This is a genomic window from Sporosarcina sp. FSL K6-6792 (genome assembly GCF_038004885.1).
GTDB lineage: Bacteria > Bacillota > Bacilli > Bacillales_A > Planococcaceae > Sporosarcina > Sporosarcina psychrophila.
The window spans coordinates 2,697,842-2,720,366 of record NZ_JBBOSA010000001.1; the positions used below are offsets into that span (position 1 = coordinate 2,697,842).

At 43.0% G+C, this 22,525-nt stretch carries 36 protein-coding genes; 2 read left to right on the forward strand and 34 right to left on the reverse strand.

What is annotated here, in order from left to right; translation table 11 throughout:
* Positions 1 to 97 precede the first annotated feature (97 nt).
* Positions 98 to 718, forward strand: coding sequence for a spore germination lipoprotein GerD (gene gerD / locus MKZ26_RS13190; RefSeq protein ID WP_338653935.1), 621 nt, complete (start codon positions 98 to 100; stop codon positions 716 to 718).
* A 23-nt stretch (positions 719 to 741) separates the two neighbouring features.
* Here gerD and MKZ26_RS13195 read toward each other — a convergent pair whose 3' ends face one another.
* From MKZ26_RS13195 to MKZ26_RS13205, 3 genes are all read right to left on the reverse strand, one after another.
* A complete protein-coding gene (locus MKZ26_RS13195) occupies positions 742 to 1,800 on the reverse strand; it encodes an Mrp/NBP35 family ATP-binding protein (RefSeq protein ID WP_445683422.1) in 1,059 nt (352 codons plus the stop codon).
* An 81-nt stretch (positions 1,801 to 1,881) separates the two neighbouring features.
* On the reverse strand, positions 1,882 to 2,598 hold the full coding sequence (locus MKZ26_RS13200; RefSeq protein ID WP_067204853.1) for an N-acetylmuramoyl-L-alanine amidase: 717 nt from the start codon (positions 2,596 to 2,598) through the stop codon (positions 1,882 to 1,884).
* 235 nt (positions 2,599 to 2,833) lie between these two features.
* The gene (locus MKZ26_RS13205; protein ID WP_340766474.1) at positions 2,834 to 3,130 is read right to left on the reverse strand and encodes a rhodanese-like domain-containing protein; all 297 of its coding nucleotides are present in this window, start codon (positions 3,128 to 3,130) and stop codon (positions 2,834 to 2,836) included.
* A 383-nt stretch (positions 3,131 to 3,513) separates the two neighbouring features.
* Between MKZ26_RS13205 and MKZ26_RS13210 the strand changes: the two genes are divergently transcribed.
* Positions 3,514 to 4,467, forward strand: a complete 954-nt coding sequence (locus tag MKZ26_RS13210; RefSeq protein ID WP_340766475.1) for a helix-turn-helix transcriptional regulator — start codon at positions 3,514 to 3,516, stop codon at positions 4,465 to 4,467.
* A gap of 60 nt (positions 4,468 to 4,527) precedes the next feature.
* Here the strand turns inward: MKZ26_RS13210 and MKZ26_RS13215 are convergent, their stop codons facing one another.
* The 31 genes from MKZ26_RS13215 to rpsC form a co-directional block, all read right to left on the reverse strand.
* Complete coding sequence (locus MKZ26_RS13215; RefSeq protein WP_067204845.1) at positions 4,528 to 5,202, reverse strand: ATP-binding cassette domain-containing protein; 675 nt, start codon at positions 5,200 to 5,202, stop codon at positions 4,528 to 4,530.
* A 12-nt stretch (positions 5,203 to 5,214) separates the two neighbouring features.
* Positions 5,215 to 5,904 (reverse strand): molybdate ABC transporter permease subunit, encoded by a 690-nt coding sequence (gene modB / locus MKZ26_RS13220; protein WP_445683423.1) that lies wholly within the window; start codon positions 5,902 to 5,904, stop codon positions 5,215 to 5,217.
* Positions 5,905 to 5,922: 18 nt separating this feature from the next.
* On the reverse strand, positions 5,923 to 6,711 hold the full coding sequence (modA, locus tag MKZ26_RS13225; protein WP_340766477.1) for a molybdate ABC transporter substrate-binding protein: 789 nt from the start codon (positions 6,709 to 6,711) through the stop codon (positions 5,923 to 5,925).
* A 197-nt stretch (positions 6,712 to 6,908) separates the two neighbouring features.
* Complete coding sequence (gene rpsI, locus MKZ26_RS13230) at positions 6,909 to 7,301, reverse strand: 30S ribosomal protein S9 (protein WP_340766478.1); 393 nt, start codon at positions 7,299 to 7,301, stop codon at positions 6,909 to 6,911.
* A 19-nt stretch (positions 7,302 to 7,320) separates the two neighbouring features.
* The gene (rplM, locus tag MKZ26_RS13235) at positions 7,321 to 7,758 is read right to left on the reverse strand and encodes a 50S ribosomal protein L13 (RefSeq protein ID WP_067204834.1); all 438 of its coding nucleotides are present in this window, start codon (positions 7,756 to 7,758) and stop codon (positions 7,321 to 7,323) included.
* A gap of 169 nt (positions 7,759 to 7,927) precedes the next feature.
* Positions 7,928 to 8,674: a tRNA pseudouridine(38-40) synthase TruA gene (truA, locus tag MKZ26_RS13240; RefSeq protein WP_340766479.1), complete on the reverse strand. Its 747-nt coding sequence runs from the start codon at positions 8,672 to 8,674 to the stop codon at positions 7,928 to 7,930.
* A 13-nt stretch (positions 8,675 to 8,687) separates the two neighbouring features.
* On the reverse strand, positions 8,688 to 9,485 hold the full coding sequence (locus MKZ26_RS13245) for an energy-coupling factor transporter transmembrane component T family protein (RefSeq protein ID WP_067204827.1): 798 nt from the start codon (positions 9,483 to 9,485) through the stop codon (positions 8,688 to 8,690).
* Complete coding sequence (locus tag MKZ26_RS13250; RefSeq protein WP_340766480.1) at positions 9,485 to 10,354, reverse strand: energy-coupling factor ABC transporter ATP-binding protein; 870 nt, start codon at positions 10,352 to 10,354, stop codon at positions 9,485 to 9,487. The genes MKZ26_RS13245 and MKZ26_RS13250 overlap by 1 nt, the downstream gene beginning before the upstream one ends.
* The gene (locus tag MKZ26_RS13255; protein ID WP_340766481.1) at positions 10,330 to 11,175 is read right to left on the reverse strand and encodes an energy-coupling factor ABC transporter ATP-binding protein; all 846 of its coding nucleotides are present in this window, start codon (positions 11,173 to 11,175) and stop codon (positions 10,330 to 10,332) included. Before MKZ26_RS13255 ends, MKZ26_RS13250 begins: the two co-directional genes overlap by 25 nt.
* A gap of 566 nt (positions 11,176 to 11,741) precedes the next feature.
* Positions 11,742 to 12,122: a 50S ribosomal protein L17 gene (gene rplQ, locus MKZ26_RS13260; protein WP_067204818.1), complete on the reverse strand. Its 381-nt coding sequence runs from the start codon at positions 12,120 to 12,122 to the stop codon at positions 11,742 to 11,744.
* A 32-nt stretch (positions 12,123 to 12,154) separates the two neighbouring features.
* Positions 12,155 to 13,099: a DNA-directed RNA polymerase subunit alpha gene (locus tag MKZ26_RS13265; protein ID WP_067204816.1), complete on the reverse strand. Its 945-nt coding sequence runs from the start codon at positions 13,097 to 13,099 to the stop codon at positions 12,155 to 12,157.
* Positions 13,100 to 13,232: 133 nt separating this feature from the next.
* Positions 13,233 to 13,622, reverse strand: coding sequence for a 30S ribosomal protein S11 (gene rpsK, locus MKZ26_RS13270; RefSeq protein ID WP_067204813.1), 390 nt, complete (start codon positions 13,620 to 13,622; stop codon positions 13,233 to 13,235).
* Positions 13,623 to 13,647: 25 nt separating this feature from the next.
* On the reverse strand, positions 13,648 to 14,013 hold the full coding sequence (gene rpsM, locus MKZ26_RS13275) for a 30S ribosomal protein S13 (RefSeq protein ID WP_067204810.1): 366 nt from the start codon (positions 14,011 to 14,013) through the stop codon (positions 13,648 to 13,650).
* Between the two features lie 24 nt (positions 14,014 to 14,037).
* On the reverse strand, positions 14,038 to 14,151 hold the full coding sequence (gene rpmJ / locus MKZ26_RS13280; protein ID WP_067204807.1) for a 50S ribosomal protein L36: 114 nt from the start codon (positions 14,149 to 14,151) through the stop codon (positions 14,038 to 14,040).
* 39 nt (positions 14,152 to 14,190) lie between these two features.
* A complete protein-coding gene (infA, locus tag MKZ26_RS13285; protein WP_067204804.1) occupies positions 14,191 to 14,409 on the reverse strand; it encodes a translation initiation factor IF-1 in 219 nt (72 codons plus the stop codon).
* 424 nt (positions 14,410 to 14,833) lie between these two features.
* The gene (locus MKZ26_RS13290; protein WP_067204801.1) at positions 14,834 to 15,487 is read right to left on the reverse strand and encodes an adenylate kinase; all 654 of its coding nucleotides are present in this window, start codon (positions 15,485 to 15,487) and stop codon (positions 14,834 to 14,836) included.
* Between the two features lie 55 nt (positions 15,488 to 15,542).
* Complete coding sequence (gene secY / locus MKZ26_RS13295; RefSeq protein WP_067204799.1) at positions 15,543 to 16,835, reverse strand: preprotein translocase subunit SecY; 1,293 nt, start codon at positions 16,833 to 16,835, stop codon at positions 15,543 to 15,545.
* Positions 16,835 to 17,275 carry a 50S ribosomal protein L15 gene (gene rplO / locus MKZ26_RS13300; protein ID WP_067204796.1) on the reverse strand — a complete coding sequence of 147 codons (441 nt, stop codon included), beginning with the start codon at positions 17,273 to 17,275 and terminating at the stop codon, positions 16,835 to 16,837. Before rplO ends, secY begins: the two co-directional genes overlap by 1 nt.
* A gap of 33 nt (positions 17,276 to 17,308) precedes the next feature.
* Positions 17,309 to 17,491 carry a 50S ribosomal protein L30 gene (rpmD, locus tag MKZ26_RS13305; protein ID WP_067204794.1) on the reverse strand — a complete coding sequence of 61 codons (183 nt, stop codon included), beginning with the start codon at positions 17,489 to 17,491 and terminating at the stop codon, positions 17,309 to 17,311.
* 13 nt (positions 17,492 to 17,504) lie between these two features.
* A complete protein-coding gene (rpsE, locus tag MKZ26_RS13310) occupies positions 17,505 to 18,005 on the reverse strand; it encodes a 30S ribosomal protein S5 (protein ID WP_067204791.1) in 501 nt (166 codons plus the stop codon).
* A 22-nt stretch (positions 18,006 to 18,027) separates the two neighbouring features.
* Positions 18,028 to 18,390 carry a 50S ribosomal protein L18 gene (rplR, locus tag MKZ26_RS13315; RefSeq protein WP_067204790.1) on the reverse strand — a complete coding sequence of 121 codons (363 nt, stop codon included), beginning with the start codon at positions 18,388 to 18,390 and terminating at the stop codon, positions 18,028 to 18,030.
* Positions 18,391 to 18,423: 33 nt separating this feature from the next.
* The gene (gene rplF / locus MKZ26_RS13320) at positions 18,424 to 18,963 is read right to left on the reverse strand and encodes a 50S ribosomal protein L6 (RefSeq protein ID WP_067204786.1); all 540 of its coding nucleotides are present in this window, start codon (positions 18,961 to 18,963) and stop codon (positions 18,424 to 18,426) included.
* A gap of 30 nt (positions 18,964 to 18,993) precedes the next feature.
* Positions 18,994 to 19,392, reverse strand: a complete 399-nt coding sequence (rpsH, locus tag MKZ26_RS13325; RefSeq protein WP_067204783.1) for a 30S ribosomal protein S8 — start codon at positions 19,390 to 19,392, stop codon at positions 18,994 to 18,996.
* Between the two features lie 30 nt (positions 19,393 to 19,422).
* Positions 19,423 to 19,608 (reverse strand): type Z 30S ribosomal protein S14, encoded by a 186-nt coding sequence (locus MKZ26_RS13330; protein ID WP_067204781.1) that lies wholly within the window; start codon positions 19,606 to 19,608, stop codon positions 19,423 to 19,425.
* A 19-nt stretch (positions 19,609 to 19,627) separates the two neighbouring features.
* Positions 19,628 to 20,167: a 50S ribosomal protein L5 gene (gene rplE / locus MKZ26_RS13335; RefSeq protein ID WP_067204779.1), complete on the reverse strand. Its 540-nt coding sequence runs from the start codon at positions 20,165 to 20,167 to the stop codon at positions 19,628 to 19,630.
* 26 nt (positions 20,168 to 20,193) lie between these two features.
* On the reverse strand, positions 20,194 to 20,505 hold the full coding sequence (rplX, locus tag MKZ26_RS13340; RefSeq protein WP_067204776.1) for a 50S ribosomal protein L24: 312 nt from the start codon (positions 20,503 to 20,505) through the stop codon (positions 20,194 to 20,196).
* A 36-nt stretch (positions 20,506 to 20,541) separates the two neighbouring features.
* Positions 20,542 to 20,910: a 50S ribosomal protein L14 gene (gene rplN, locus MKZ26_RS13345; protein ID WP_067204773.1), complete on the reverse strand. Its 369-nt coding sequence runs from the start codon at positions 20,908 to 20,910 to the stop codon at positions 20,542 to 20,544.
* Between the two features lie 40 nt (positions 20,911 to 20,950).
* Positions 20,951 to 21,217 (reverse strand): 30S ribosomal protein S17, encoded by a 267-nt coding sequence (gene rpsQ, locus MKZ26_RS13350; protein ID WP_067204770.1) that lies wholly within the window; start codon positions 21,215 to 21,217, stop codon positions 20,951 to 20,953.
* A 17-nt stretch (positions 21,218 to 21,234) separates the two neighbouring features.
* On the reverse strand, positions 21,235 to 21,435 hold the full coding sequence (gene rpmC, locus MKZ26_RS13355) for a 50S ribosomal protein L29 (RefSeq protein WP_025783856.1): 201 nt from the start codon (positions 21,433 to 21,435) through the stop codon (positions 21,235 to 21,237).
* Complete coding sequence (rplP, locus tag MKZ26_RS13360) at positions 21,425 to 21,859, reverse strand: 50S ribosomal protein L16 (RefSeq protein ID WP_067204766.1); 435 nt, start codon at positions 21,857 to 21,859, stop codon at positions 21,425 to 21,427. The genes rpmC and rplP overlap by 11 nt, the downstream gene beginning before the upstream one ends.
* Before the next feature lies 1 nt (position 21,860).
* A complete protein-coding gene (rpsC, locus tag MKZ26_RS13365) occupies positions 21,861 to 22,523 on the reverse strand; it encodes a 30S ribosomal protein S3 (protein WP_067204763.1) in 663 nt (220 codons plus the stop codon).
* Between the last annotated feature and the right edge of the window lie 2 nt (positions 22,524 to 22,525).

Consider the following 22,525-nt stretch of genomic DNA (forward strand, 5'->3'; position numbering starts at 1 on the left):
TTTGATGAAAAATCTATTTCATTAAACGATTCATGCATATTCTACGTCGTATTGTGAACAATAAATGAAAATGCATCTGGGAGGGAATTTGATTTCCATGAAAAAAAGAATTGGTCTATTCCTGTTTTCGGCCCTTTTATTGACTGGATGTAGCATGCAGCAGGCTGCTCCGACATACGACGAAACAAAAAAAATGATGACCGATGCACTCCAGACGGAGGAGGGGAAAAAAGCGGTTCGGCAAATGTTCGCAGATCCGGAATTTAAGGAACTACTTATTCTAGAACAACCTGAAGTAAAGAAATCCGTCGAAGACACTCTCCTTTCTAAAAAAGGGGAAGATTTTTGGAAAAAAACGTTCGAAGATCCAAAGTTCACTGAAACCATTGCAAAAAGCATGAAGGAACAGCAGCAAGATATCATGAAACAACTGATGGATGATTCATCATTCCAAAAACAGTTGGAAGAGTTTTTCACCCAGCCCGACATGTTAAAGCAGCTAGAAACCGTTACCCAGTCGGCAAATATGAAGAAACATCTTGAAAAAGTTGTTGAAGAAACCATTAACAGCCCTTTACTGCAAACGAAATGGCAAGAACTGATTTTAAAAGCCGGTGAACCGAAACCAGAGGAGAGCGGTGGAGGTAGTGGTGGAGGTGCTGGCGGAAGTGGCGGAGAAGACAAGCAGGAAAAAAGTAATGGCGGAGGAGGCAAATAGCCTTCTCCACCTTTTTACATCCATTATTGTTTCGTAGTTTTTTTAATAATATTTTCCGCAATACCCATGTAAATTTTCCCGATAGGATGATCTTCTGCATAGACGGAAGGTGCAAAATCTTCTTCATCCCAGTCCGGTTGGCCAAGAGGAATTTGCCCAAGTAACTCTGTACGGAGTTCCTCAGCTAATTTTACGCCGCCGCCTTGACCGAATACGAATTCACGTTCACCTGACGTTTTTGATTCGAACCAAGACATATTTTCAATTACACCAAGCAATTCATGGTCGGTCTGAAGCGCCATTGCTCCTGCACGCGCAGCAACAAATGCAGCTGTCGGATGCGGAGTCGTTACAACGATTTCTTTAGACGTCGGAATCATCTGGTGGATATCAAGCGCAACATCCCCTGTACCTGGCGGCAAATCGAGGAATAGGTAGTCAAGATCTCCCCACTCAACGTCGCGGAAGAACTGGTCGAGTGCTTTCCCAAGCATTGGACCGCGCCATACAACTGGTGCGTTATCCTCAACGAAGAAGCCCATAGAAATAACTTTTACGCCTAGACGTTCAACTGGGATAATCCGGTCACCCCGAACAACTGGCAAATCAGTTACACCCATCATATCTGGTACACTAAAGCCATAAATATCAGCATCAATTAAACCGACCTTTTTCCCTAGACGCGCAAGCGCTACAGCAAGGTTAACCGACACAGTCGATTTCCCTACGCCACCTTTACCAGACGCTATTGAAATAAATTCAACGTCATTCAGCGGTGACAATAAATCTTGTGCTTCCGATTCCGTCACTTTTCCACGGAACTGTTCCAGTACTTCTGCCGGTAATTCTTCGAAACGGATACCAACAGAATCAGCACCTGCTCCTTTCAATGCATCGACCACTTGTGTTTGAAGACCCATCTGTTCAGCAGTATTAATTTTAGCGATAGCTATCTTCACGCTAACATGCTTCTTCTCTGGCTTGATTGTTACGCCTGTAATTCCACTCGTCTCCGCAAGCGTTTTATGTAAAAACGGATCTTTCAGTTGCCCCAACAATTCACGTACTGTTTCTTCATTCATCAATGTAGACACCCCTTGGAGGTTTATTCATTCACCTCCAAGTATACCATAATAAGCTACCTGCAAATCCCATTAAGGCTCTCACTTTTCATCTGCAGTATGAAATTCAACGATACCTTCCATGATCGCATCAGCTACCTTGCCTTGATAAGCAGGGTCAATTAGGAGGGCCCTTTCTTCATTGTTTGACAGAAAACCTGTTTCAACGAGAACTGCTGGAGTCGGTACTTTTTTCAGCAAATAGACACCCTTAATTGCCATTGCTACTCGTTCCGTATTTTTTAAATTAGTCTGGAATGATTCTTGAATAGCTTTTGCCAGAAATTCACCATTAGGATCTCCCCCCGGATGATAAAAAACTTGAGACCCGCGCCATCTTTCCTCTGGTATTGCGTTAACGTGAACGCTGATGAACATATCAGGTTTTTCACTGATTGCAATGCTTTCCCTCAATTTCAAATCAGCCATTTTGCGTTCGCGAGTTGTTCCGAATTTCTCAGCCGGGGCATGTTCGGCCAACGCGTCGCCATCTTGTGTCCGCGTCATGATAACTGTCGCCCCTTTCTTTTCAAGCCGCTTCTTCAATTCATGAGAGATACTCAGTGTAATATCCCGTTCTACGACATCTCCGGATGAAGCGCCCCCGTCCATCCCTCCATGTCCCGGGTCGATAAGTATCTTCACCCCACCAAGCTCTGCGGGCATGAAAAAATTCCGATCTGACGAAGCCTTAACGCCATACATGACAATTCCAAGAGAACACACAAATAATAAACAGATCACAAACCACCGTTTCATATGGACACCGCCTTTTTCCTTCACTATACGCAGATTCAGCGGCAGATATGTCCTACTTTGAGTAGAGATTGGGGGTAGAATTAGTTTTTACTGAACTAAGCAATGCTTTGCCAAAACCAAACGACGCTACAGCGAAACGTAACAACGCTTTACCGAAACTAAACAACAATTCAACTGTATCCCTATATTCCTAAAACCAAAAAAGGAACCCCGCAAGGTCCCTTTCAAAAAGTACTTATTCAGTAGCGCCTTCCCATTCCAGCATGCCGCCTAGCATGTTTGTTACATCATAGCCTTCATCCGCTAGGAACTCTTGCGCACGCCCACTACGGCCGCTTGAACGGCAAATCAGTATATATGGCTTAGAGCTATCAAGTTCACTCATACGCACCGGTACGTCGCCTAGAGGGATGTGAATTGCACCAGGGATCATCCCTGCCGCTACTTCATCTGCCTCGCGCACGTCGACCAAGTTAAGCTGCTCACCTTTTTCTATCCGTTCTTGTAATTCGGTAGTTGTGATTTCTTTCATAGCAAATCCTCCTCACATTTTATCCTTTCTACTTTACCATAGAAGCGGTGATATTCACGAAAAACAGCTGCCTTCAACGACAAGTTCCAGCTGAAGCTCAATTAGGTTCTGCCTAAAAGCTTTGGTATACTACATATATTGAAATGAAGAATCCCATTGAATCCGCTTCGGCGCTCGGGGATGCCTCCGCTCAGTTTATATAGGTATTCATTTGTCCAACATATATAGTTAGAAATGATTTGAGAACTAGTATAAATTGAAATTAAGACTCCTTTCAAATCCACTACGGTGCTTTAAAGAGGCTTGTACTCTATTTATACCCTGTCTTTAATACCTCAGTGGAATCTAGATTATCATGCAGCACGAAGGAGGACGAATCGAGCATGAAAGAAAATATTTCATACACGACCGAAGAAATTGCTCAGATTTTGAAAGTGTCCAAATTGACGGTCTACGATTTGATCAAAAAAGAACAATTGCCCTCGTACCGGGTTGGACGACAAATACGAGTAGACGCCCATGACTTGGCTGATTATAAAGAACAAACTAAAAGTAGAAGAAACGTAAATAGAGTGGACGTGCACTTTAACGGAAACCCTTCCGATGAAAGTAAGTCATTTACCACACCAACTAGACAAATCATAATTAGCGGGCAGGATTTGAGCTTAGACATATTGGCTAATTACATTGAGAAGAATTCGACCGGGTATCGCCCGCTTCGCTCGTATACAGGCAGTTTGAATAGTTTAGTTTCCATGTACCAAGGGGAGGCAGATGTCGTAAGTACTCATCTGTTTGACGGAGACACAGGGGAATATAATATTCCGTACATCCGCAAAATCCTCGTCGGACAACCTTACCTCATCATCAATTTCCTATCACGCTGGGAAGGCTTTTACGTGAGAAAGGGAAACCCTAAAAATATTCAATCTTGGACCGATTTAACGAAACCAGGAATTACAATGGTCAACCGAGAAAAAGGATCCGGTGTACGGGTTTTAATTGACGAGAAGTTTCGGATAGAAGGCATTTCTCCTCAACATGTATCTGGCTATGAAGTAGAAGTATTGAACCACATAGGAGTTGCCAGCAAAGTTGCAAGCGAAGAAGCTGATGTAGGGATAGGAACTGAGAAAACTGCCCACCTCGTTGACGTTGACTTTATTCCCCTCATCCAAGAACAGTATGATCTCGTCATATTGAAAACTCCACAAAATGAAGGGCTTATTAATTTGATAACACATATTTTACATTCAGATTCATTTCAGAAAGAGATCCAATCAATTGGCGGTTATGATTTATCCAAAACAGGGAAAATCATCTATGAAACATTTTAACGAAGTCTAAAAAAGTTCCTCCCTTCAACGATTTGACTCAGTTGAAGGGAGGAACTTTTTTCAATTTGAAACAGCTATCCTTTTATGCAAATTATCGACAGTCTTTATTACCGACCCCTTTTCAAGATACAGGATTGTATCTCCAAGCTTCTCCGCCTCATTCATGTCATGCGTAACGATAATGAACGGAATTCGCCAAATCTCATGGAGTCTTAACAGTTCGTCCTGGCACTCAATCCGCGTTTCATGATCTAACGCAGACAAAGGCTCGTCAAGTAATAAAATGGATGGTTCTGTTGCTAAGGCACGCGCCAGTGCAACCCTTTGCTTCTCTCCGCCAGAAATTTGGTGGGGATATTTTTGTAACAAATGCTCTATCCCTAACACGCTTACTAAGTGTTCGATCCGAAACGGGGGCTCACCCTCTTTTTTCTTTTTCATTCCATAGGCAATATTTTTTTCCACAATCATATGAGGGAAAAGTGCATAATCCTGAAAGAGATAGCCGATGTTTCTGTTTTTAGTCGGTAGCGGTTTGCCTCCTTCACTGAAGTACGTTTTTCCATTTAACTTGATATATCCTGCGTCGGGTTTGTCCAACCCTGCTATATTATTTAAGATTGATGTTTTCCCGGATCCAGAGGGTCCAAATAAAACAAGAATTTCATCTTCTACCTTCAATTCAATATCCAACAAAAAGTGAGGTAGCTTTTTTTTGATGTGAACTTCGAGCATACAATCATCCTCTTATCCATTGTCATTTTTATAGCGACGCATGTTCCGCCTGCTCCACCAATTTAACCACATGATTGTACTAAATCCTAAAGTAACGATAATAACTACCCAAAAGGTAGCCTTCTCCATTTGCCCGGATTCTACCGCAAAGTAGATGGCCATCGGAATCGTATCTGTTTTTCCAGGAATATAGCCCGCCAACATCAACGTAGCCCCGAATTCCCCGAGTCCCCTTGCAAAAGAGAGGACTAAACCAGCAAGAAGACCCGGCCAAGCAAGACGAAACGAAATGGTCCAAAAAACACGCCACTCCGAAGCTCCCATTGTTCTAGCCACATTCTCCAACTTTGAATCCAAGTTTTCGAAAGCCGCACTTGCACTTTGATACATCAAAGGAAATGAGACGACAATTGAAGCTATAACCGCGCCAAGCCATGAGAAAATGATTTGAATACCGAACACGGAATATAGCCAACTTCCGATAAACCCATTCTTCCCAAAAAGTATCAGTAATCCAAACCCAACGACAGTCGGAGGTAAAACGAGTGGCAAAAGGAATAACGTTTCGATAAACCCTTTTCCAAAGAACGTTTTGCGTGCCAGTATTCGTGCGAAGAAGACTCCTCCTATAAAAACGAAAAGAGTGGAGATGCCCGCTACTTTTAACGATAAAAGTAATGGCGTATAATCCGTCTCATTCACATGCATCCCTCTTTCTACTTACTTGAATCCGTATTTCTTCAAGATTTCTTTGCCTTGCTCGCCTGCGAGAAACGCTAAAAATGCTTTCGCTTCTTCAGGGTGCTTCGAGTCGGCAATGACGGCCCCCGGATAAACAATTTGATCATGCCATTCAGGTTTAGCCGTAGCCACTACTTTTACCTTATCTGAAATCAATGCATCACTGGCATACACAACGCCAATATCCGCATTGCCCATTTCAACATGTGTCAGAACTTGGCGTACATCCGAACTCAAAACCAACTTACTTTGTAACGGCTCCCAAAGCTTCAATGTTTCAAGTACTTCTTTCGAATAACGGCCAACAGGCACGCTTTCTGGCTCGCCGATAGCAAAATGATCAATAGTTGATGGATCTATATCTTCAAATGAGGACAAATTGAATGGTTTTTCTTTATTCGTAATTAACACCAGCTCGTTTGTAGCAAAATCTAGTCGTGTATCTTCAAGTAGCAGATTTCCCTCCTGCAGCTTATCCATATCTATTTTACTTGCCGATAGGAACACATCTGAGGGTGCACCTTGCTCGATTTGTTGCGCTAATTTACCTGAGCCCCCGGAATTGAACGACAAGGTAATGGTCGAATGTTCACTTTCAAAACTAGTTTTCAGTTCATTCAATGCATCTGTTAAACTGGCCGCGGCTGAAATTGTTAATTCAACTTCATCATCTGAACCACTGACAATTGGTTGTTGACCATTGGAACATCCTACTGAAATCAATAGCAAGCATAGTAATACAAGGAAACAACTAATCTTTTTCATCATCTTAAGCCTCCCTTTTCTCATGTCTATTATAACTGGATATAACTAGTTATATCCAGTTATGCTCTAATAGTTCTAATTATGAATTGCCATATACTGTAGGTCAAGTGATTTTCTTAATTAACTAACTGCCTTCTCAAGATAAAATCATAAAAAAGCCCTCTTCCACGAATGGAAAAGGGCTTTTTTTAATTGAAAGATTAACGTTTTGAGAACTGTGGTGCACGACGTGCGCCTTTAAGACCTGGTTTTTTACGTTCTTTCATTCTTGCATCACGAGTAAGAAGTCCTGCTGATTTAAGCGCTGGACGGAAGTCAGGGTCTACTTGAAGTAGAGCACGTGCAACTCCGTGACGGATTGCTCCTGCTTGTCCAGTGTATCCACCGCCATCAACGTTTACAAGGATATCGTAGCTTCCAAGAGTTTCTGTAATTACAAGTGGTTGTTTGATGATTTCGCGAAGTGTCGCGAATGGTACGTAGTCTTCTACGTCGCGTTTGTTGATGATAATTGTGCCATCTCCAGGAACTAGACGTACACGAGCTACTGAGCTTTTACGACGGCCTGTGCCGAGATATTGTACTTGTGCCAAGTTGTTTCCTCCTCTTTAATTAACCGCGAAGTACGAATACTTCTGGTTGTTGTGCTGCGTGCGGGTGATCCGGTCCAGCGTATACGTTAAGTTTTCTGTATGTTTGACGGCCTAAAGGACCTTTTGGAAGCATTCCTTTAATTGCAAGTTCAAGCATTTTTGTAGGGAAGTTTGTACGCATTTCAAGAGCCGTACGTTGTTTCATGCTACCCGTGTAACCTGAGTGACGGTAGTAAATTTTGTCTTTCAATTTGTTACCTGTAAGATGAATCTTTTCTGCATTGATGATGATGACGTGGTCACCTGTATCAACGTGTGGTGTGAACGTAGGTTTATGTTTGCCGCGCAAAAGTGATGCAACTTCAGAAGCAAGACGACCAAGCGTCTGTCCTTCAGCGTCGACAACGAGCCATTTACGCTCTACTTCGTGACCTTTAGCCATGAATGTTGTACGCATAATTTTATCCTCCTAAATGAATCTCTATTAGTTCCCGTTTTCTCTATCCCTAAACACAAGTTTACCTTCCGGGGCTTATTTGTGGGGTTATTGAAATACCATTACTCATCTTATACCGAATTCCACATTAAGTCAAGCGATTCCTCTAAATACGCTAGGAAAAGTTGCCTTAGTCTTTGTAGCTCACTTCATCTAGATACAAACCGTGTGCTGGCGCGGTTTTAACGTTCGCTTTACGGCTGCAAGATTCAAGTATTTGCTTGACGTCTTCCGGCGTTTTCCAGCCGTTCCCTACGACAAGAAGCATACCTGCAATGCTTCTTACCATATTATATAAAAAGCCATTTCCTTCAATTGTCATGATGAGATAATCGCCTTTTTTTTCGAGTGTCAGCATTCTCACCGTTCTGACTTTATTGGAAGTCGCGGTTTTTGATGAACAGAAACTTGTGAAATCATGCGTCCCAATTAAATAGGCAGCAGCTTCCTTCATCAACTCAATATCAGGATGTGATCTACCGAGATGAACGGAAAAATCACGCTCAAACGGACTATGCACTTCGCTATAGGACCACTTATAAACGTACGTCTTGCCAATAGCAGAATAACGCGCATGGAAATCTTCGCTGACGTATTCAACTTCAACCAGTCGGATATCTGTAGGCAAAAGGACGTTTAACGCCAGCTTCCATCGATCTATCGGCAAGTTCAGCGGTGTATCAAAGTGAATCACTTGGCCATTTGCGTGTACACCCGAATCCGTCCGGCCGCTTGCGACCGAAAAAATTTCCTTGTCTTTATGCATTTTCACTAATGCTTTATCAATTTCCAATTGCACCGTTCGCATTCCCGGCTGTATCTGGTATCCAGAAAATCGAGTACCATCATACGAAACAATTGCTTTAACACGTTGCATTTGTATCCACCTCCTATGCCCTAAGCAGAAAGAGGACGACAACTAGAACAGCAAGCAATACCATTATCGTGGTATCACGCCAGTGCCACTTCAGCTGCCTGTACCTCGTCCTCCCCTCGCCTCCACGATAGCCACGAACCTCCATGGCGACTGCAAGGTCTTCAGCGCGTTTGAACGCACTCACAAAGAGAGGTACGAGCAAAGGAATGACTGCACGAATTCGCTGCTTAATAGAACCCGTACTAATGTCCGAACCTCTCGCCAATTGCGCTTTCAATATCTTATCCGTCTCATCCATCAATGTGGGGATGAAGCGCAGGGAAATTGACATCATCAGCGCAAGCTCATGAACAGGCAATTTAATTCGCTTAAATGGTCCCAGCAAGTCTTCCATACCATCCGTGATTGAAATCGGCGATGTCGTCAACGTCAAGATAGACGTCAGCAAAACCAATACAAGAAAACGAATGGAAATAAAAATACCTTGCCTCAACCCTTCTTCATATATCTTGATGAACTTCCAATCGACGAGAAGTGCTCCTTCTTTCGTAAAAAAGATATGCATGAGTAGCGTGAAAATAATCAAGAAAAGAATTGGTTTCAATCCGTTAAATAGGAAATACAATCGAATCCTTGAACTTAAAATAACGAGTAACGTAAATCCTAATAACACGGCGTACGTAACAGTATTATTTGCAAGGAAGACTCCAATGATGAAAAGAAAAACAAATGACAGCTTCGAACGAGGGTCGAGCTTGTGGACAAATGAATTGCCAGGAATATAGCGTCCGAAAATCATCTTTTCCAACATTAACGGCCACCTTCTTCCGTAGCGGCAAACGCAATTGCCTTCGCAAGCTGAGCTTCCGTTAATGCCAGTCCCTGGAGAGGACGACCAATTAACTTCTCAATGTCACGCTGGAACTTTACTGAGCGCGGTAGACCTAATCTAAAGGAGGTCAGCTTCTCTTCATCAGCGAACACTTCCTGAGGCGTCCCAGACATGACTGAGCTTCCGTTATGCATAACGATAATATTGTCCGCATAACGTGCAGCATCTTCCATACTATGCGTCACAAGAATTGTCGTTAGTTTTTCTTCCACATGGAGACGATTGAAAAGCTCCATAATTTCGAGCCGCCCCCGCGGATCAAGTCCCGCAGTTGGCTCGTCCAAAACGAGCACAGACGGTTTAAACGCGAGTACACCCGCAATCGCAACCCGGCGCATCTGCCCTCCCGAAAGATCGAAAGGAGACTGCTGGGCAACCTCTGGAGGAAGTCCTAGCAATTCTATCAGTTGATGCGCTCGTCTCCTTGCCTCTTCTTCAGGTACACCAAAGTTCATAGGACCGAACATAATATCTTTTTCAACAGTCTCTTCAAAAAGCTGATGCTCTGGAAACTGGAATACAATACCCACATGCCTTCGGACATCTTTCAGTCCTTTCGCTTTCGTACCGGCAGTAATTGTCGTATCTCCAATTTTCACAATCCCTTCTGAAGGCTTTAACAAACCATTCAGATGCATAAGAAGTGTCGATTTTCCTGATCCGGTATGTCCAATTATTGCAGAATAAGAGCCAGAATGTATTGTCGCATCTACACTCTGCAATGCCCTTTTCTCAAAAGGAGTATCTTTTCCATACAAATAGCCTACTTGCTGAAGTGAGATGTCCATAATTCATTCACCAACTCTTCTTCCGTCATATGCTCACCGACAAGATCCAGCCCATTTTCACGTAACAAACTGGATACTCTTAAAGCGAATGGTAAGTCCAAACCAATTTCCTCAAGTTCATTTCCCCGAGCAAATATCTGCTCCGGCGTACCAACAGTCAGAACTTTCCCCTTGTTCATGACAATAATACGATCTGCCAACAGCGCCTCTTCCAAATCATGTGTAATGGAAATGACCGTGAGGCCCGTCTTACGCTTTAATTCTTCAACTAAATGAATTACTTCATTACGTCCTTGTGGATCAAGCATCGACGTCGCCTCATCCATAATGAGAAGCTTTGGATGCAAAGCGAGCGCTCCTGCTATTGCAACTCGTTGCTTTTGTCCGCCTGAGAGATGGTGAGGCTCATGGTCGAGGAAATCACTCATGTTTACTTGCGCAAGTGCATCATGAACCCGAGTCACCATTTCTTCGAAGGGAACTCCATTGTTCTCTAGCGCAAATGCAACATCATCTTGAACTGTCGAACCAACAAACTGGTTATCTGGATTTTGAAAAACAAAACCCATCCGTGAACGAATTTCCCATATATTGTTCTCAGTCAGTTTTTCAATAAATACGTTAACGTCCCCTTCTTCTGGGAACAAAAGTCCAATCATCAATTTCGCAAGTGTCGATTTACCGGAACCATTATGGCCAACAATAGCAATCCATTCATCTTCTTGTACCGTAAACGACACGCCGTCGACTGCTTTCTTTGCTACCTCGTCCTCAGAGTCATAGGAATAAGACACATTATCCATCGACAGAATTTCCTTCATCGCCTACCACCTCCGGCTACATTCACATTATGTATACTACGAAGGATCCCCTGCCAATTGACAAGGAATCCTTTTTAAAAATGCGCAAGGCACCGTCACAAATGAACGCAGCTTAAGAACACCATTTCCAGGGGTAAAAGCTGCATGACCTACATCTTGTAGGCCCGCGGCAGGCATCAGAGGGACCGGCGAAGCGGCGTTCTTTGCCAAGGAAGGCGTAAAAGAAAAGCAAGTTTAATCCTTCCTAGCTTGCCCTCTTATGACCCGTGCGTCTGGTGCCTAGACATCATATTAGTCAAAAACTTATATATTGAAAAATCTGGACATTATTTTTGGATAAAAAAAAGCGCGCACCTCATCCGAAGAAATGCGCTCATATCTATGACTGGTACCAGGTGCTCAATCCGGTACCGCGGATGAGGTGCGTAGAGCTAGACCAGACGGTATAAACCGACGATCGTAACACTCAGCTTTTAAAGTTGTCGTATAAATTTTTAAAAAAAGGGTGCGGCTCTGGGTACGCCAGACACACCCCTTGAAGATTTAATCAATTGCCATTGTATATATTAAACGAGTTCGATTACAACGACAGGTGCTCCGTCGCCGCGACGAGGTCCCATTTTCATGATACGTGTATATCCACCTTGACGCTCAGCGTAACGTGGTGCAACATTATCAAAAAGTTTTTGGATTGCGTAGATTTCTTTCTCGTTGCCTTCACCGTCTGCCACTGTAACCAGTTCGCGACGGATAAATTGTGCAACTTGACGACGTGCATGCAAGTCTCCACGTTTACCAAGCGTAATCATTTTCTCAACAACTGAACGCAATTCTTTCGCACGAGCTTCTGTCGTTTGAATACGTTCGTGTACGATTAGATCTGTCGCTAGGTCGCGAAGCATTGCTTTACGTTGTGAACTTGTACGTCCAAGTTTTCTGTATCCCATAGAAGTTTCCCTCCTTCAATCTATAAATTCGCTCAATCTTCGGTGCGTAACACTAGGTTAAGCTCGTCCAATTTCGCTTTCACTTCTTCAAGTGATTTACGGCCAAGATTTCGTACTTTCATCATTTCGTCCTCTGACTTGCTAGCAAGTTCAAGAACTGTATTGATGCCTGCACGTTTTAGGCAATTGTAAGATCTAACTGAAAGGTCAAGTTCCTCAATAGTCATCTCGAGTACTTTCTCTTTCTGATCTTCCTCTTTTTCTACCATGATTTCTGCAGTTTGTGCTTCATCTGTCATGCCGACAAATATATTTAGATGCTCAGTTAGGATTTTTGCCCCAAGTGAAACAGCTTCTTTAGGACCGATGCTACCATCTGTCCAAACATCAAGTGTCAACTTATCAAAGTTCGCCATTTGGCCAACCCGAGTATTCTCCACTTGGAAGTTAACTCGTGAAACCGGAGTGTAAATAGAGTCGATTGGAATAACGCCAATTGCGAGATCCTCACGTTTGTTTTGATCAGAAGGTGCGTAACCACGTCCACGTACAGCATACATACGCATGCGCAAGTGACCGTTTTTACCAAGTGTCGCGATAGGAAGTTCAGGATTCAACACTTCTACGTCACTATCATGTGTAATGTCCGCAGCTGTGATAACTCCTTCGCCTTTCACGTCTATCTCAATCACTTTCTCTTCATCTGAATAGATTTTGAGAGCCAGTTTTTTCACGTTCAAAATAATTGATGCGACGTCTTCGACGACACCTTCAATTGTTGAGAATTCATGAAGCACACCATCAATCTGGATAGATGTAACAGCAGCTCCTGGCAGTGAAGATAGAAGGATGCGACGTAGGGAGTTTCCTAACGTATTTCCGTATCCGCGTTCAAGTGGTTCGATGATAAACTTACCGAACTTGATGTCTTCGGCGATCATAATTGTTTCAATCTTCGGTTTCTCAATCTCGATCATTCATTTACCCTCCTTCAAAACATCAATGTATAGGCCGTTCCATATTGAAATCGATTTTCATAGACGGCAAATTGCAATCGCACAATCATTGTTGACATAAATTGTGTTTCTCAATCATATGGAGAAGAAGCCATTATACACGACGGCGTTTTGGCGGGCGGCATCCGTTATGTGGAACCGGGGTAACGTCTCTGATTGCAGTAACTTCAAGACCTGCAGCCTGTAATGAACGAATTGCTGCTTCACGTCCACCACCTGGACCTTTAACAGTAACTTCCAAAGTTTTCAGACCGTGCTCCATAGATGATTTAGCAGCCGCTTCAGCAGCCATCTGTGCAGCGAAAGGTGTTGATTTACGAGAACCCTTAAAGCCTAATGCACCTGCACTTGACCAAGATATTGCGTTCCCTTGCATGTCAGTGATTGTAACAATTGTATTATTGAACGTCGAACGGATATGTGCAATACCGGATTCAATATTCTTTTTCACACGACGTTTACGAGTTTGTTGTTTACGTGCCATGTTAAGAAGATACCTCCTTTACCTATTATTTTTTCTTGTTCGCTACTGTCCGTTTAGGACCTTTACGAGTACGTGCGTTATTTTTCGTGTTTTGTCCACGAACAGGAAGTCCGCGACGATGACGGATACCACGGAAGCTACCGATTTCCATCAAACGTTTGATGTTAAGGGAAGTTTCACGTCGAAGGTCACCTTCAACTTTAAGCGTGTCCATTTGTTCACGGATTTTATCAAGCTCTGCGTCAGTAAGATCGCGAACTCGTGCGTCCTCAGATACTCCAGCTGCCGCCAATACTTTTTGAGCAGTTGTTTTTCCGATTCCGAAAATGTAAGTTAATGAAATGACTACGCGCTTATCGCGCGGAACGTCTACACCAGCAATACGTGCCATATATATTGTGCACCTCCTTCAGAATTAGCCTTGTCTTTGTTTATGTTTTGGATTTTCACAGATTACCATTACTCGGCCGCGTCTGCGAATAATTTTACATTTTTCGCACATCGGTTTTACAGATGGTCTAACTTTCATCTTACCCAACCTCCTTCAGTATTCCGGAGTTACAAAAGTTTATTTAAAACGGTATGTGATACGACCACGTGTTAAATCATAAGGCGAGAGTTCCATTGTCACTTTATCGCCAGGTAGAATACGGATAAAGTGCATACGAATTTTGCCAGAAACATGCGCAAGAATCGTATGGCCGTTTTCCAGCTCTACTTTAAACATTGCGTTTGGCAGTGTTTCGAGTACGGTTCCTTCAACTTCAATTACATCATCTTTCGCCATCAACCCAGTCTCCCTTCTATATCCAATAAAGGTTCTCACCATCGAGCGGCATCAGTCGCCTTTAAAGCTTCCTTCAACATATGTCCGGATTGCATGAGTGATGTTCGAAAGAGGTCTGCCACATTCCGTTTCCCTTAAGTCCGTCCTCGACTTCTTGTTATGGAAAATCGCGTCGAAATGGACACGACTGTCCAGAATGCCGTGGATGAGTTCCCAGTTACGTTATACAGTTCTTTCCACGAAATCCATTATACCTACCAAAGCAAGAAAATGCATTTACTATGTTTCAGAACCATAACCCTGCTAAAAACCATCTAGTTGTTATACCGGGCATCATATGCTTTTGCAGCTCGTTGAAACGTCCTTCTATGCTTCTATGCTATACTGCCCAAAAAATGCGTATAATATCTAAGTTCGAAAAGGATTATTGTCCGCTTCCTTGCAGAATTACGTCCAGATCCTTGAAAACGTCTTTGATGTCTTTTTGTCCATCGATATTTACCAACACCTCTTTGGAATCGTAAAACGCCAAGAGTGGTGCAGTTTGTTTCATATTTACTTCCAGACGGTTCGTGACAGTTTCCGGATTGTCATCGGCTCGCTGATAAAGTTCTCCGCCATCCTTATCACATTTACCTTCAACCTGTGGAGGATTAAAAAGCAAATGATAGGATGTACCGCAAACTTTACAGATGCGGCGGCCTGTCAGCCTCGCGATAAGTTCTTCTTTCTCGACTTGGATATTGAGAACATGCTCAATTCTCCGACCCATGTCAGCCAAAAGCTGATCAAGTGCTTCAGCTTGTGGAACTGTACGTGGGAAACCATCGAGTAGGAATCCATTATCGCAATCGGATTTGCTTAGTCTTTCACGAACAATTCCGATTGTCACTTCATCAGGGACAAGTGCTCCCTGATCCATGAACGATTTTGCTTTGACTCCAAGTTCCGTGCCTTCTTGGATAGCAGCACGGAACATATCGCCTGTAGAAATATGAGGGGTTCCGTACTTTTCGACAATTCTGTCTGCCTGTGTACCTTTACCGGCTCCTGGCAGACCCATTAATACGATATTCATACGTATTGCACTCCCATTCATATTCACATCACATAGAGATGAACCTTTGTGATTATTACTTCATGAATCCTTTGTAATGCCTTTTCACAAGTTGTGATTCAAGTTGTTTCATCGTTTCAAGTGCAACCCCGACGACGATGATTAAACTTGTTCCTCCAATTTGCGCAGACTGTGGAAGGTTTGCGATATTGATGAAGAATATCGGCATGATTGCCACTGTAGCGAGGAATATTGCCCCCACAAATGTCAATCGATACAAAGTGCTCGTTAGGTAATTTTGTGTATTTTGTCCTGGACGAATGCCCGGGATATAAGCGCCTTGCTTTTTCAAATTATCCGCAATATTCTCCGGATTCACCTGGATGAATGCGTAGAAGTATGTGAATGCAATGATCAATATCAGGTAAAATACCATTCCAACCGGTTTCGTATAATCGAAAACGTTTGTAATTGTAGTTGTTACACTGTTAGTGCCAAAGAAGGTCGCTATTGATTGTGGTGTAATAAAAAATGCAGAAGCAAAGATTACCGGGATAACCCCTGCCGCATTAAGTTTCAAGGGCAAGTGTGTCTGTTGGCCTGCAGTCGTTTGACCTCGTCCAGTGACACGTTTCGCATATTGGATCGGAATTTTCCGTAGTGCTTCTTGGAAGTAAATAATTCCGACAGTAATCGCAATGACCAAGACGAGTAGAAGAGCCATAACTGCCAGTTTAATGAACAGTGCGTCGCCCGCATCTTGAATCTGAGTTGCGTAAAGTTGGTTGACTGCATTTGGGATTGCTGCGACGATACCAGCGAAGATTATGATGGAAATACCATTCCCAACACCTTTTGCTGTAATCTGTTCACCAAGCCATAAAAGAAATGCAGTTCCTGCCGTCAATACGATCGCGATAACCACGTATGTCGAAACACCTTCGTCTTTTATCAGCGTACCACCATACATTTGGTTGAAACCAAATGACATAGCAATTGCTTGAATAAAGGCTAGGATTATTGTGAAATACCTCGTGAACTGCGCAAGTTTCCGTCTTCCAACGTCTCCTTGTTTCGCCCATTCAGTAAATTTAGGTACGACATCCATCTGCAATAATTGCACGATGATAGATGCAGTGATGTAAGGCATAATTCCCATTGCAAGGATCGAGAAGTTCGCAAGGGCACCCCCACCAAACACGTTCAGTAAGCCAATAAGATTATTATCAGTTTGCTGTAGTGCAGTTGCATCAACGTTTGGGACTGGAATAAATGTTCCTAGTCTAAAAACAATGAGTACCAGTAGTGTGTAAAAGATTTTAGACCGTATATCTTTTACTCGCATAAAGTTGGCGATTGTCTGAAACATTAAACCACCTCGGTCTGTCCGCCCGCCTTCTCGATTGCCTCTTTAGCAGAAGCAGAGAATTTGTGAGCTTTGACAGTGATCTTTTTCTCAAGAATTCCGTTACCCAGAATCTTAATACCTGATTTAGCATTGCTCACGATGCCTGATTCAATTAGTAGCTCAGGCGTAACTTCAGTACCTTCGTCGAAACGATTAAGTGTGTCTAGGTTTACGATTGCATAATCCTTACGGTTGATGTTCGTAAAACCACGTTTAGGAAGTCTTTGGAAAAGTGGAATTTGACCACCCTCGAATCCAAGACGTACGCCACCACCCGAACGGGAGTTTTGTCCACCGTGACCTCTACCAGAAGTTTTACCAAAACCTGAACCGATTCCGCGACCAATACGCTTACGCTTAGTACGTGAACCTGCAGCAGGCTTCATAGTGTGTAATTTCATCTCATTGGCACCTCCTTATTCAAAAAATCGTAATTATAGTTCTTTAACTGTTACTAGGTGGTCTACTTTGTTGATCATGCCACGAATTGCAACATTATCTTGATGTTCGACCATTTGGTGTAATTTACGTAGTCCAAGCGCCTCCACAGTTTTACGCTGTGCTGGCTTCGAGCCGATTACACTTTTTGTAAGGGTGACTTCAAGTTTGTTCGCCATTGCATTTCCCCCCTTAACTATACAGTTCTTTCAAGGATTTACCGCGCAATTTAGCAACATCTTCAGCGCGTTTCAAATTCGATAATCCTTCGAATGTCGCACGAACCATGTTGATTGGTGTGCTTGAACCAAGTGATTTCGAAAGGATATCCGTGATGCCTGCAAGTTCTAGTACCGCACGGACAGGTCCGCCTGCGATAACTCCAGTACCTGGAGCTGCTGGTTTGATAAGGATTTTACCTGCTCCAAAATGTCCAAGCACTAGGTGCGGAGTAGTTCCTTTAACCATTGGTACAACGATTAAATTCTTCTTCGCATCTTCGATAGCTTTACGGATTGCATCTGGAACTTCTTGTGCTTTACCAGTACCAAAACCGACACGGCCATTTTTATCTCCGACAACTACGAGAGCAGTGAAACGGAAACGACGTCCGCCTTTCACAACTTTCGCTACGCGGTTAATGGTAACTACGCGTTCTTCGAATTCGCTTTTATTCTGATCATTACGACGCATGAAATGTATACCTCCTTCTTAATTAAAATTCCAGACCGTTTTCACGTGCTGAGTCTGCAAGAGCTTTCACACGGCCGTGAAATAGGTATCCGCCACGGTCAAATACTACTGACTTAACGTCCTTTTCAACAGCTTTCTTTGCGATCATCTCGCCGACTTTTACTGCTGCTGCAGTGTCTGCTTTGGATTCAGATCCGAAATCTTTTTCCATTGAAGAAGCACTTACAATCGTTACTGCATTCACGTCATCAATCAACTGAGCATAGATATGCTTGTTTGAACGGAATACGTTTAGGCGTGGACGAGCTGCAGTCCCGCTGATTTTACGACGTACGCGTGCATGACGTTTCTTACGAGTAGCATTCTTGTCTTTTTTCGTAATCATCGTGATCACTCCTTCCAGATGCCTTAAGCGGCATTATTTACCAGTTTTACCTTCTTTACGACGGACAACTTCTCCTTCGTAGCGAATCCCTTTGCCTTTATACGGCTCTGGTGGGCGTACTTTTCTGATGTTCGATGCAAGAGCACCAACGCGTTCTTTGTTGATACCACGAACAGTAATTTTAGTGTTAGCAGGAACTTCAACTTCAATTCCTTCTTCAGGTGTAAATTCAACTGGGTGAGAGAAACCAATGTTCAACACTAATTTCGAACCTTGAAGTGAAGCACGGTAACCAACACCAACTAGTTCAAGTTTGCGTTCGAAACCTTCTGAAACGCCAACCACCATGTTATTGATAAGTGAACGTGTCGTTCCATGAATAGAACGGTGTTCTTTGGATTCAGAAGGACGGATCAAAGTGATCACGTTGTTCTCCTGTTCAATTTTAATATCCGAGTTAAATGTGTTTGTAAGTTCGCCTTTAGGACCTTTAACTGTAACGAAGTTACCTTCTGCGATAGTAACTGTCACGTTTTCAGGTACCTCAATCGGCTTTTTGCCAATACGGGACATTCAAGTGCACCTCCATTCATTTGTTACGAATTACCAGACGTAAGCTACTACTTCTCCGCCTACTTGTTTAGCGCGTGCTTCTTTGTCTGTAAGTACGCCATTTGATGTAGAAACGAGGGCTATACCAAGACCGTTCAAAACTTTAGGAACTTCGCTAGTTTTAGCATAAACACGAAGACCAGGTTTTGAAATACGTTTAAGACCAGTAATAACACGTTCGTTATTTTGACCGTACTTAAGGAAAATGCGGATGATACCTTGTTTGCTATCCTCGACATATTCAACATCACGTACGAAACCTTCACGTTTCAAGATTTCTGCGATTTCTTTTTTCATGTTTGAAGCAGGTACTTCAAGCTTTTCGTGACGAACCATATTGGCGTTACGAATGCGTGTAAGCATGTCTGCGATCGGATCACTCATTGTCATTACATTTACCTCCTTCCCAAATTTAGGGGTTTACCAGCTGGCTTTTTTGACGCCAGGAATTTGTCCCTTATATGCTAACTCGCGGAAACAAATACGGCAAAGCTTGAACTTACGATATACCGAATGCGGACGACCACAACGCTCACAGCGTGTGTATGCTTGTACCGCGAATTTTGGTGTGCGTTTTTGTTTAGCAATCATTGATTTTTTAGCCACGTTTACGCCTCCCTCTTATTTACTTTTGGAACGGCATGCCGAACTGCGTTAGTAACTCATGTGCTTCTTCGTCCGAGTTTGCAGTCGTAACGATGACGATATCCATACCGCGTATTTTAGAAACTTTATCATAATCAATTTCCGGGAAAATTAGTTGCTCTTTTACGCCAAGCGTATAGTTACCGCGACCATCGAATGCTTTTTTAGAAACACCACGGAAGTCACGTACACGAGGCAACGAAACAGCAATCAGTTTGTCTAGGAATTCATACATACGCTCACCGCGTAGTGTAACTTTCGTTCCAATAGGCATACCTTCACGAAGACGGAATCCCGCGATTGATTTCTTTGCTTTTGTGACAACAGGTTTTTGACCTGAAATAATTGTTAAGTCTTCCACTGCCGCATCTAGTGCTTTCGTGTTTTGAACAGCATCACCAACACCCATGTTAATGACGATTTTGTCGACTTTTGGTACTTGCATAACTGATGTATATTCAAACTTGCTCATAAGAGCAGGAGTGATTTCGCTTTTAAACTTTTCTTTTAAACGGCTCATCTGTTGGACCTCCTTTCATCCGTTACTTAGTTATCCAGCAATTCTCCGGATTTTTTAGCAACACGAACTTTTTTGCCATTTTCGATCTTGTATCCTACACGAGTAGGCTCGCCTGTCTTAGGATCGATCACCATAACGTTTGATACATGGATAGCTGCCTCTTGGCTGATGATTCCACCTTGAGGATTTTCCTGGTTAGGTTTCGTATGTTTCTTGACGATGTTAACACCTTCAACAAGCACACGATCCTTTTTAGGGAAAGCAACTAGGATCACACCGGTTTTACCTTTGTCTTTACCTGTGATGACCATAACTTTATCGCCTTTTTTAACATTCATTCTGTCGCACCTCCTTGATTTGGCACTATCATGTGATTAAAGAACTTCAGGAGCAAGTGAAATAATTTTCATGAAGTTGCTGTCACGAAGTTCGCGAGCAACTGGTCCGAAAATACGAGTTCCACGTGGGCTCTTGTCGTCACGGATAATAACACAAGCATTTTCATCAAATGTAATATATGAACCGTCTTTACGGCGTACTCCGCTCTTCGTGCGAACGATAACAGCCTTGACAACTTCACCTTTTTTAACAACGCCACCTGGTGTTGCTTTTTTCACCGTTACAACGACTACATCACCGATGTTTGCTACTTTACGGCCTGAACCGCCTAATACCTTAATTGTAAGTACTTCACGAGCGCCTGAGTTGTCGGCGACTTTCATACGACTTTCCTGTTGGATCATTGAGGCTACCTCCTCCCGGATTTATATACCCGAACGTTAATTAAATGATGACCGCTGTTTCGACTACTTCAAGTAGACGGAAACGTTTTGTTGCTGACAATGGACGAGTTTCCATTATACGAACAACATCTCCGATTTTAGCTTCGTTCAGCTCATCGTGGGCCTTGAATTTCTTAGAATACTTAACACGTTTACCGTATTTAGAATGCTTCTTTTGCGTTTCGATCATAACAGTAACTGTTTTATCCATTTTGTCGGATACAACGCGGCCTGTATATACTTTGCGCTGGTTACGCTCCTCAGTCATGGCTGCAACCTCCTTCATCAGTTATTTGCACTGATTTCTCTTTGACGTATAACTGTCTTCATGCGCGCAATCGATTTACGAACTTCTCGGATGCGTGCAGTGTTTTCTAATTGACCTGTCGCAAGTTGGAAGCGAAGGTTGAAAAGCTCTTCTTTCAGTGATTTCACCTTTTGCTCAATCTCTGCAGTTGTTAAGTCACGGATTTCATTAGCTTTCATTAGATTCACCACCGATTTCTTCACGTTTTACAAACTTAGTTTTAATAGGAAGTTTGTGAGATGCCAGGCGAAGCGCTTCACGCGCAACTTCTTCCGATACACCTGCTATTTCGAACATAATACGACCAGGTTTAACAACTGCTACCCAGCCTTCTACAGCACCTTTACCTGAACCCATCCGTACTTCAAGAGGCTTCTTTGTATATGGTTTGTGCGGGAAGATGTTGATCCATACTTTACCGCCACGTTTCATGTAACGTGTCATTGAAATACGTGCTGCTTCGATTTGGCGGTTTGTAATCCATGCCGAATCAAGAGCTTGTAGACCGTATTCTCCGAATTGAACTGTTGCTCCGCCTTTTGTAGTACCACGCATTTTACCACGGAATACACGACGATATTTAACTCGTTTAGGCATTAACATATTAGTTGCCTCCTTCCTCAGAGTTCTTCTGTTTCTTCACTGGAAGGACTTCTCCACGATAAATCCATACTTTAACGCCAAGCTTACCAAACGTTGTGTCTGCTTCAGCATGTGCATAATCAATATCTGCACGTAATGTATGGAGAGGGACAGTACCTTCACTATAATGTTCCGACCGAGCGATGTCAGCACCGCCAAGACGTCCAGAAACTTGTGTTTTAATTCCTTTAGCGCCAGAACGCATTGTGCGTTGGATTGCTTGTTTTTGTGCACGACGGTATGATACGCGAGTTTCTAGTTGACGAGCAATTGACTCTGCAACTAGTTTAGCGTCAAGATCCGCACGTTTAATTTCAATGATGTTGATGTGAACGCGTTTACCAGTGATGTCGTTCAACATTTTACGAAGTGTTTCGACCTCAGTACCACCTTTACCAATAACCATTCCTGGTTTAGCAGTGTGGATGCTGATGTTAACACGCTTTGCAGCACGTTCAATTTCAACTTTAGAAACAGAAGCTTCTACAAGACGTTTTTCGATGAACTCACGGATTTTCAAATCTTCGTGCAAGAGAGTCGCATAGTCTTTTTCTGCGTACCATTTAGACTCCCAGTCACGGATGATACCGACCCGTAAACCGTTAGGATGTACTTTTTGACCCACGA

Bases quoted from the DNA above. Each gene is read 5' to 3' on its own strand.
- rplE (WP_067204779.1), bottom strand. From the start codon at position 20,167: ATGAGCCGTTTAAAAGAAAAGTTTAAAAGCGAAATCACTCCTGCTCTT.
- rpsQ (WP_067204770.1), bottom strand. From the start codon at position 21,217: ATGACTGAGGAGCGTAACCAGCGCAAAGTATATACAGGCCGCGTTGTA.
- truA (WP_340766479.1), bottom strand. From the start codon at position 8,674: ATGCAACGTGTTAAAGCAATTGTTTCGTATGATGGTACTCGATTTTCT.
- rplQ (WP_067204818.1), bottom strand. From the start codon at position 12,122: ATGGGATACAGAAAACTTGGACGTACAAGTTCACAACGTAAAGCAATG.
- MKZ26_RS13195 (WP_445683422.1), bottom strand. From the start codon at position 1,800: ATGAATGAAGAAACAGTACGTGAATTGTTGGGGCAACTGAAAGATCCG.
- MKZ26_RS13200 (WP_067204853.1), bottom strand. From the start codon at position 2,598: ATGAAACGGTGGTTTGTGATCTGTTTATTATTTGTGTGTTCTCTTGGA.
- MKZ26_RS13245 (WP_067204827.1), bottom strand. From the start codon at position 9,485: ATGTTGGAAAAGATGATTTTCGGACGCTATATTCCTGGCAATTCATTT.
- rplP (WP_067204766.1), bottom strand. From the start codon at position 21,859: ATGTTAATGCCTAAACGAGTTAAATATCGTCGTGTATTCCGTGGTAAA.
- rplN (WP_067204773.1), bottom strand. From the start codon at position 20,910: ATGATCCAACAGGAAAGTCGTATGAAAGTCGCCGACAACTCAGGCGCT.
- MKZ26_RS13255 (WP_340766481.1), bottom strand. From the start codon at position 11,175: ATGAAGGAAATTCTGTCGATGGATAATGTGTCTTATTCCTATGACTCT.
- rplF (WP_067204786.1), bottom strand. From the start codon at position 18,963: ATGTCCCGTATTGGCAAAAAGCCGATTGAGGTACCTGAAAACGTGACA.
- secY (WP_067204799.1), bottom strand. From the start codon at position 16,835: ATGTTTCAGACAATCGCCAACTTTATGCGAGTAAAAGATATACGGTCT.
- rpsH (WP_067204783.1), bottom strand. From the start codon at position 19,392: ATGACAATGAGTGATCCGATCGCAGACATGCTTACACGCATTCGTAAC.
- MKZ26_RS13210 (WP_340766475.1), top strand. From the start codon at position 3,514: ATGAAAGAAAATATTTCATACACGACCGAAGAAATTGCTCAGATTTTG.
- MKZ26_RS13250 (WP_340766480.1), bottom strand. From the start codon at position 10,354: ATGGACATCTCACTTCAGCAAGTAGGCTATTTGTATGGAAAAGATACT.
- rpsE (WP_067204791.1), bottom strand. From the start codon at position 18,005: ATGCGTCGTAATGATCAGAATAAAAGCGAATTCGAAGAACGCGTAGTT.
- rplM (WP_067204834.1), bottom strand. From the start codon at position 7,758: ATGCGTACAACATTCATGGCTAAAGGTCACGAAGTAGAGCGTAAATGG.
- MKZ26_RS13290 (WP_067204801.1), bottom strand. From the start codon at position 15,487: ATGAATATCGTATTAATGGGTCTGCCAGGAGCCGGTAAAGGTACACAG.
- MKZ26_RS13215 (WP_067204845.1), bottom strand. From the start codon at position 5,202: ATGCTCGAAGTTCACATCAAAAAAAAGCTACCTCACTTTTTGTTGGAT.
- rplO (WP_067204796.1), bottom strand. From the start codon at position 17,275: ATGAAATTACACACTATGAAGCCTGCTGCAGGTTCACGTACTAAGCGT.
- MKZ26_RS13265 (WP_067204816.1), bottom strand. From the start codon at position 13,099: ATGATCGAGATTGAGAAACCGAAGATTGAAACAATTATGATCGCCGAA.
- rpsK (WP_067204813.1), bottom strand. From the start codon at position 13,622: ATGGCACGTAAACAACAAACTCGTAAACGTCGTGTGAAAAAGAATATT.
- modA (WP_340766477.1), bottom strand. From the start codon at position 6,711: ATGATGAAAAAGATTAGTTGTTTCCTTGTATTACTATGCTTGCTATTG.
- rplX (WP_067204776.1), bottom strand. From the start codon at position 20,505: ATGAATGTTAAAAAAGGCGATAAAGTTATGGTCATCACAGGTAAAGAC.
- gerD (WP_338653935.1), top strand. From the start codon at position 98: ATGAAAAAAAGAATTGGTCTATTCCTGTTTTCGGCCCTTTTATTGACT.
- rplR (WP_067204790.1), bottom strand. From the start codon at position 18,390: ATGATTACGAAAAAAGACAAGAATGCTACTCGTAAGAAACGTCATGCA.
- infA (WP_067204804.1), bottom strand. From the start codon at position 14,409: ATGGCGAAAGATGATGTAATTGAAGTTGAAGGAACCGTACTCGAAACA.
- rpsM (WP_067204810.1), bottom strand. From the start codon at position 14,013: ATGGCACGTATTGCTGGTGTAGACGTTCCGCGCGATAAGCGCGTAGTC.
- rpmJ (WP_067204807.1), bottom strand. From the start codon at position 14,151: ATGAAAGTTAGACCATCTGTAAAACCGATGTGCGAAAAATGTAAAATT.
- rpmC (WP_025783856.1), bottom strand. From the start codon at position 21,435: ATGAAAGCTAATGAAATCCGTGACTTAACAACTGCAGAGATTGAGCAA.
- rpmD (WP_067204794.1), bottom strand. From the start codon at position 17,491: ATGGCGAACAAACTTGAAGTCACCCTTACAAAAAGTGTAATCGGCTCG.
- MKZ26_RS13205 (WP_340766474.1), bottom strand. From the start codon at position 3,130: ATGAAAGAAATCACAACTACCGAATTACAAGAACGGATAGAAAAAGGT.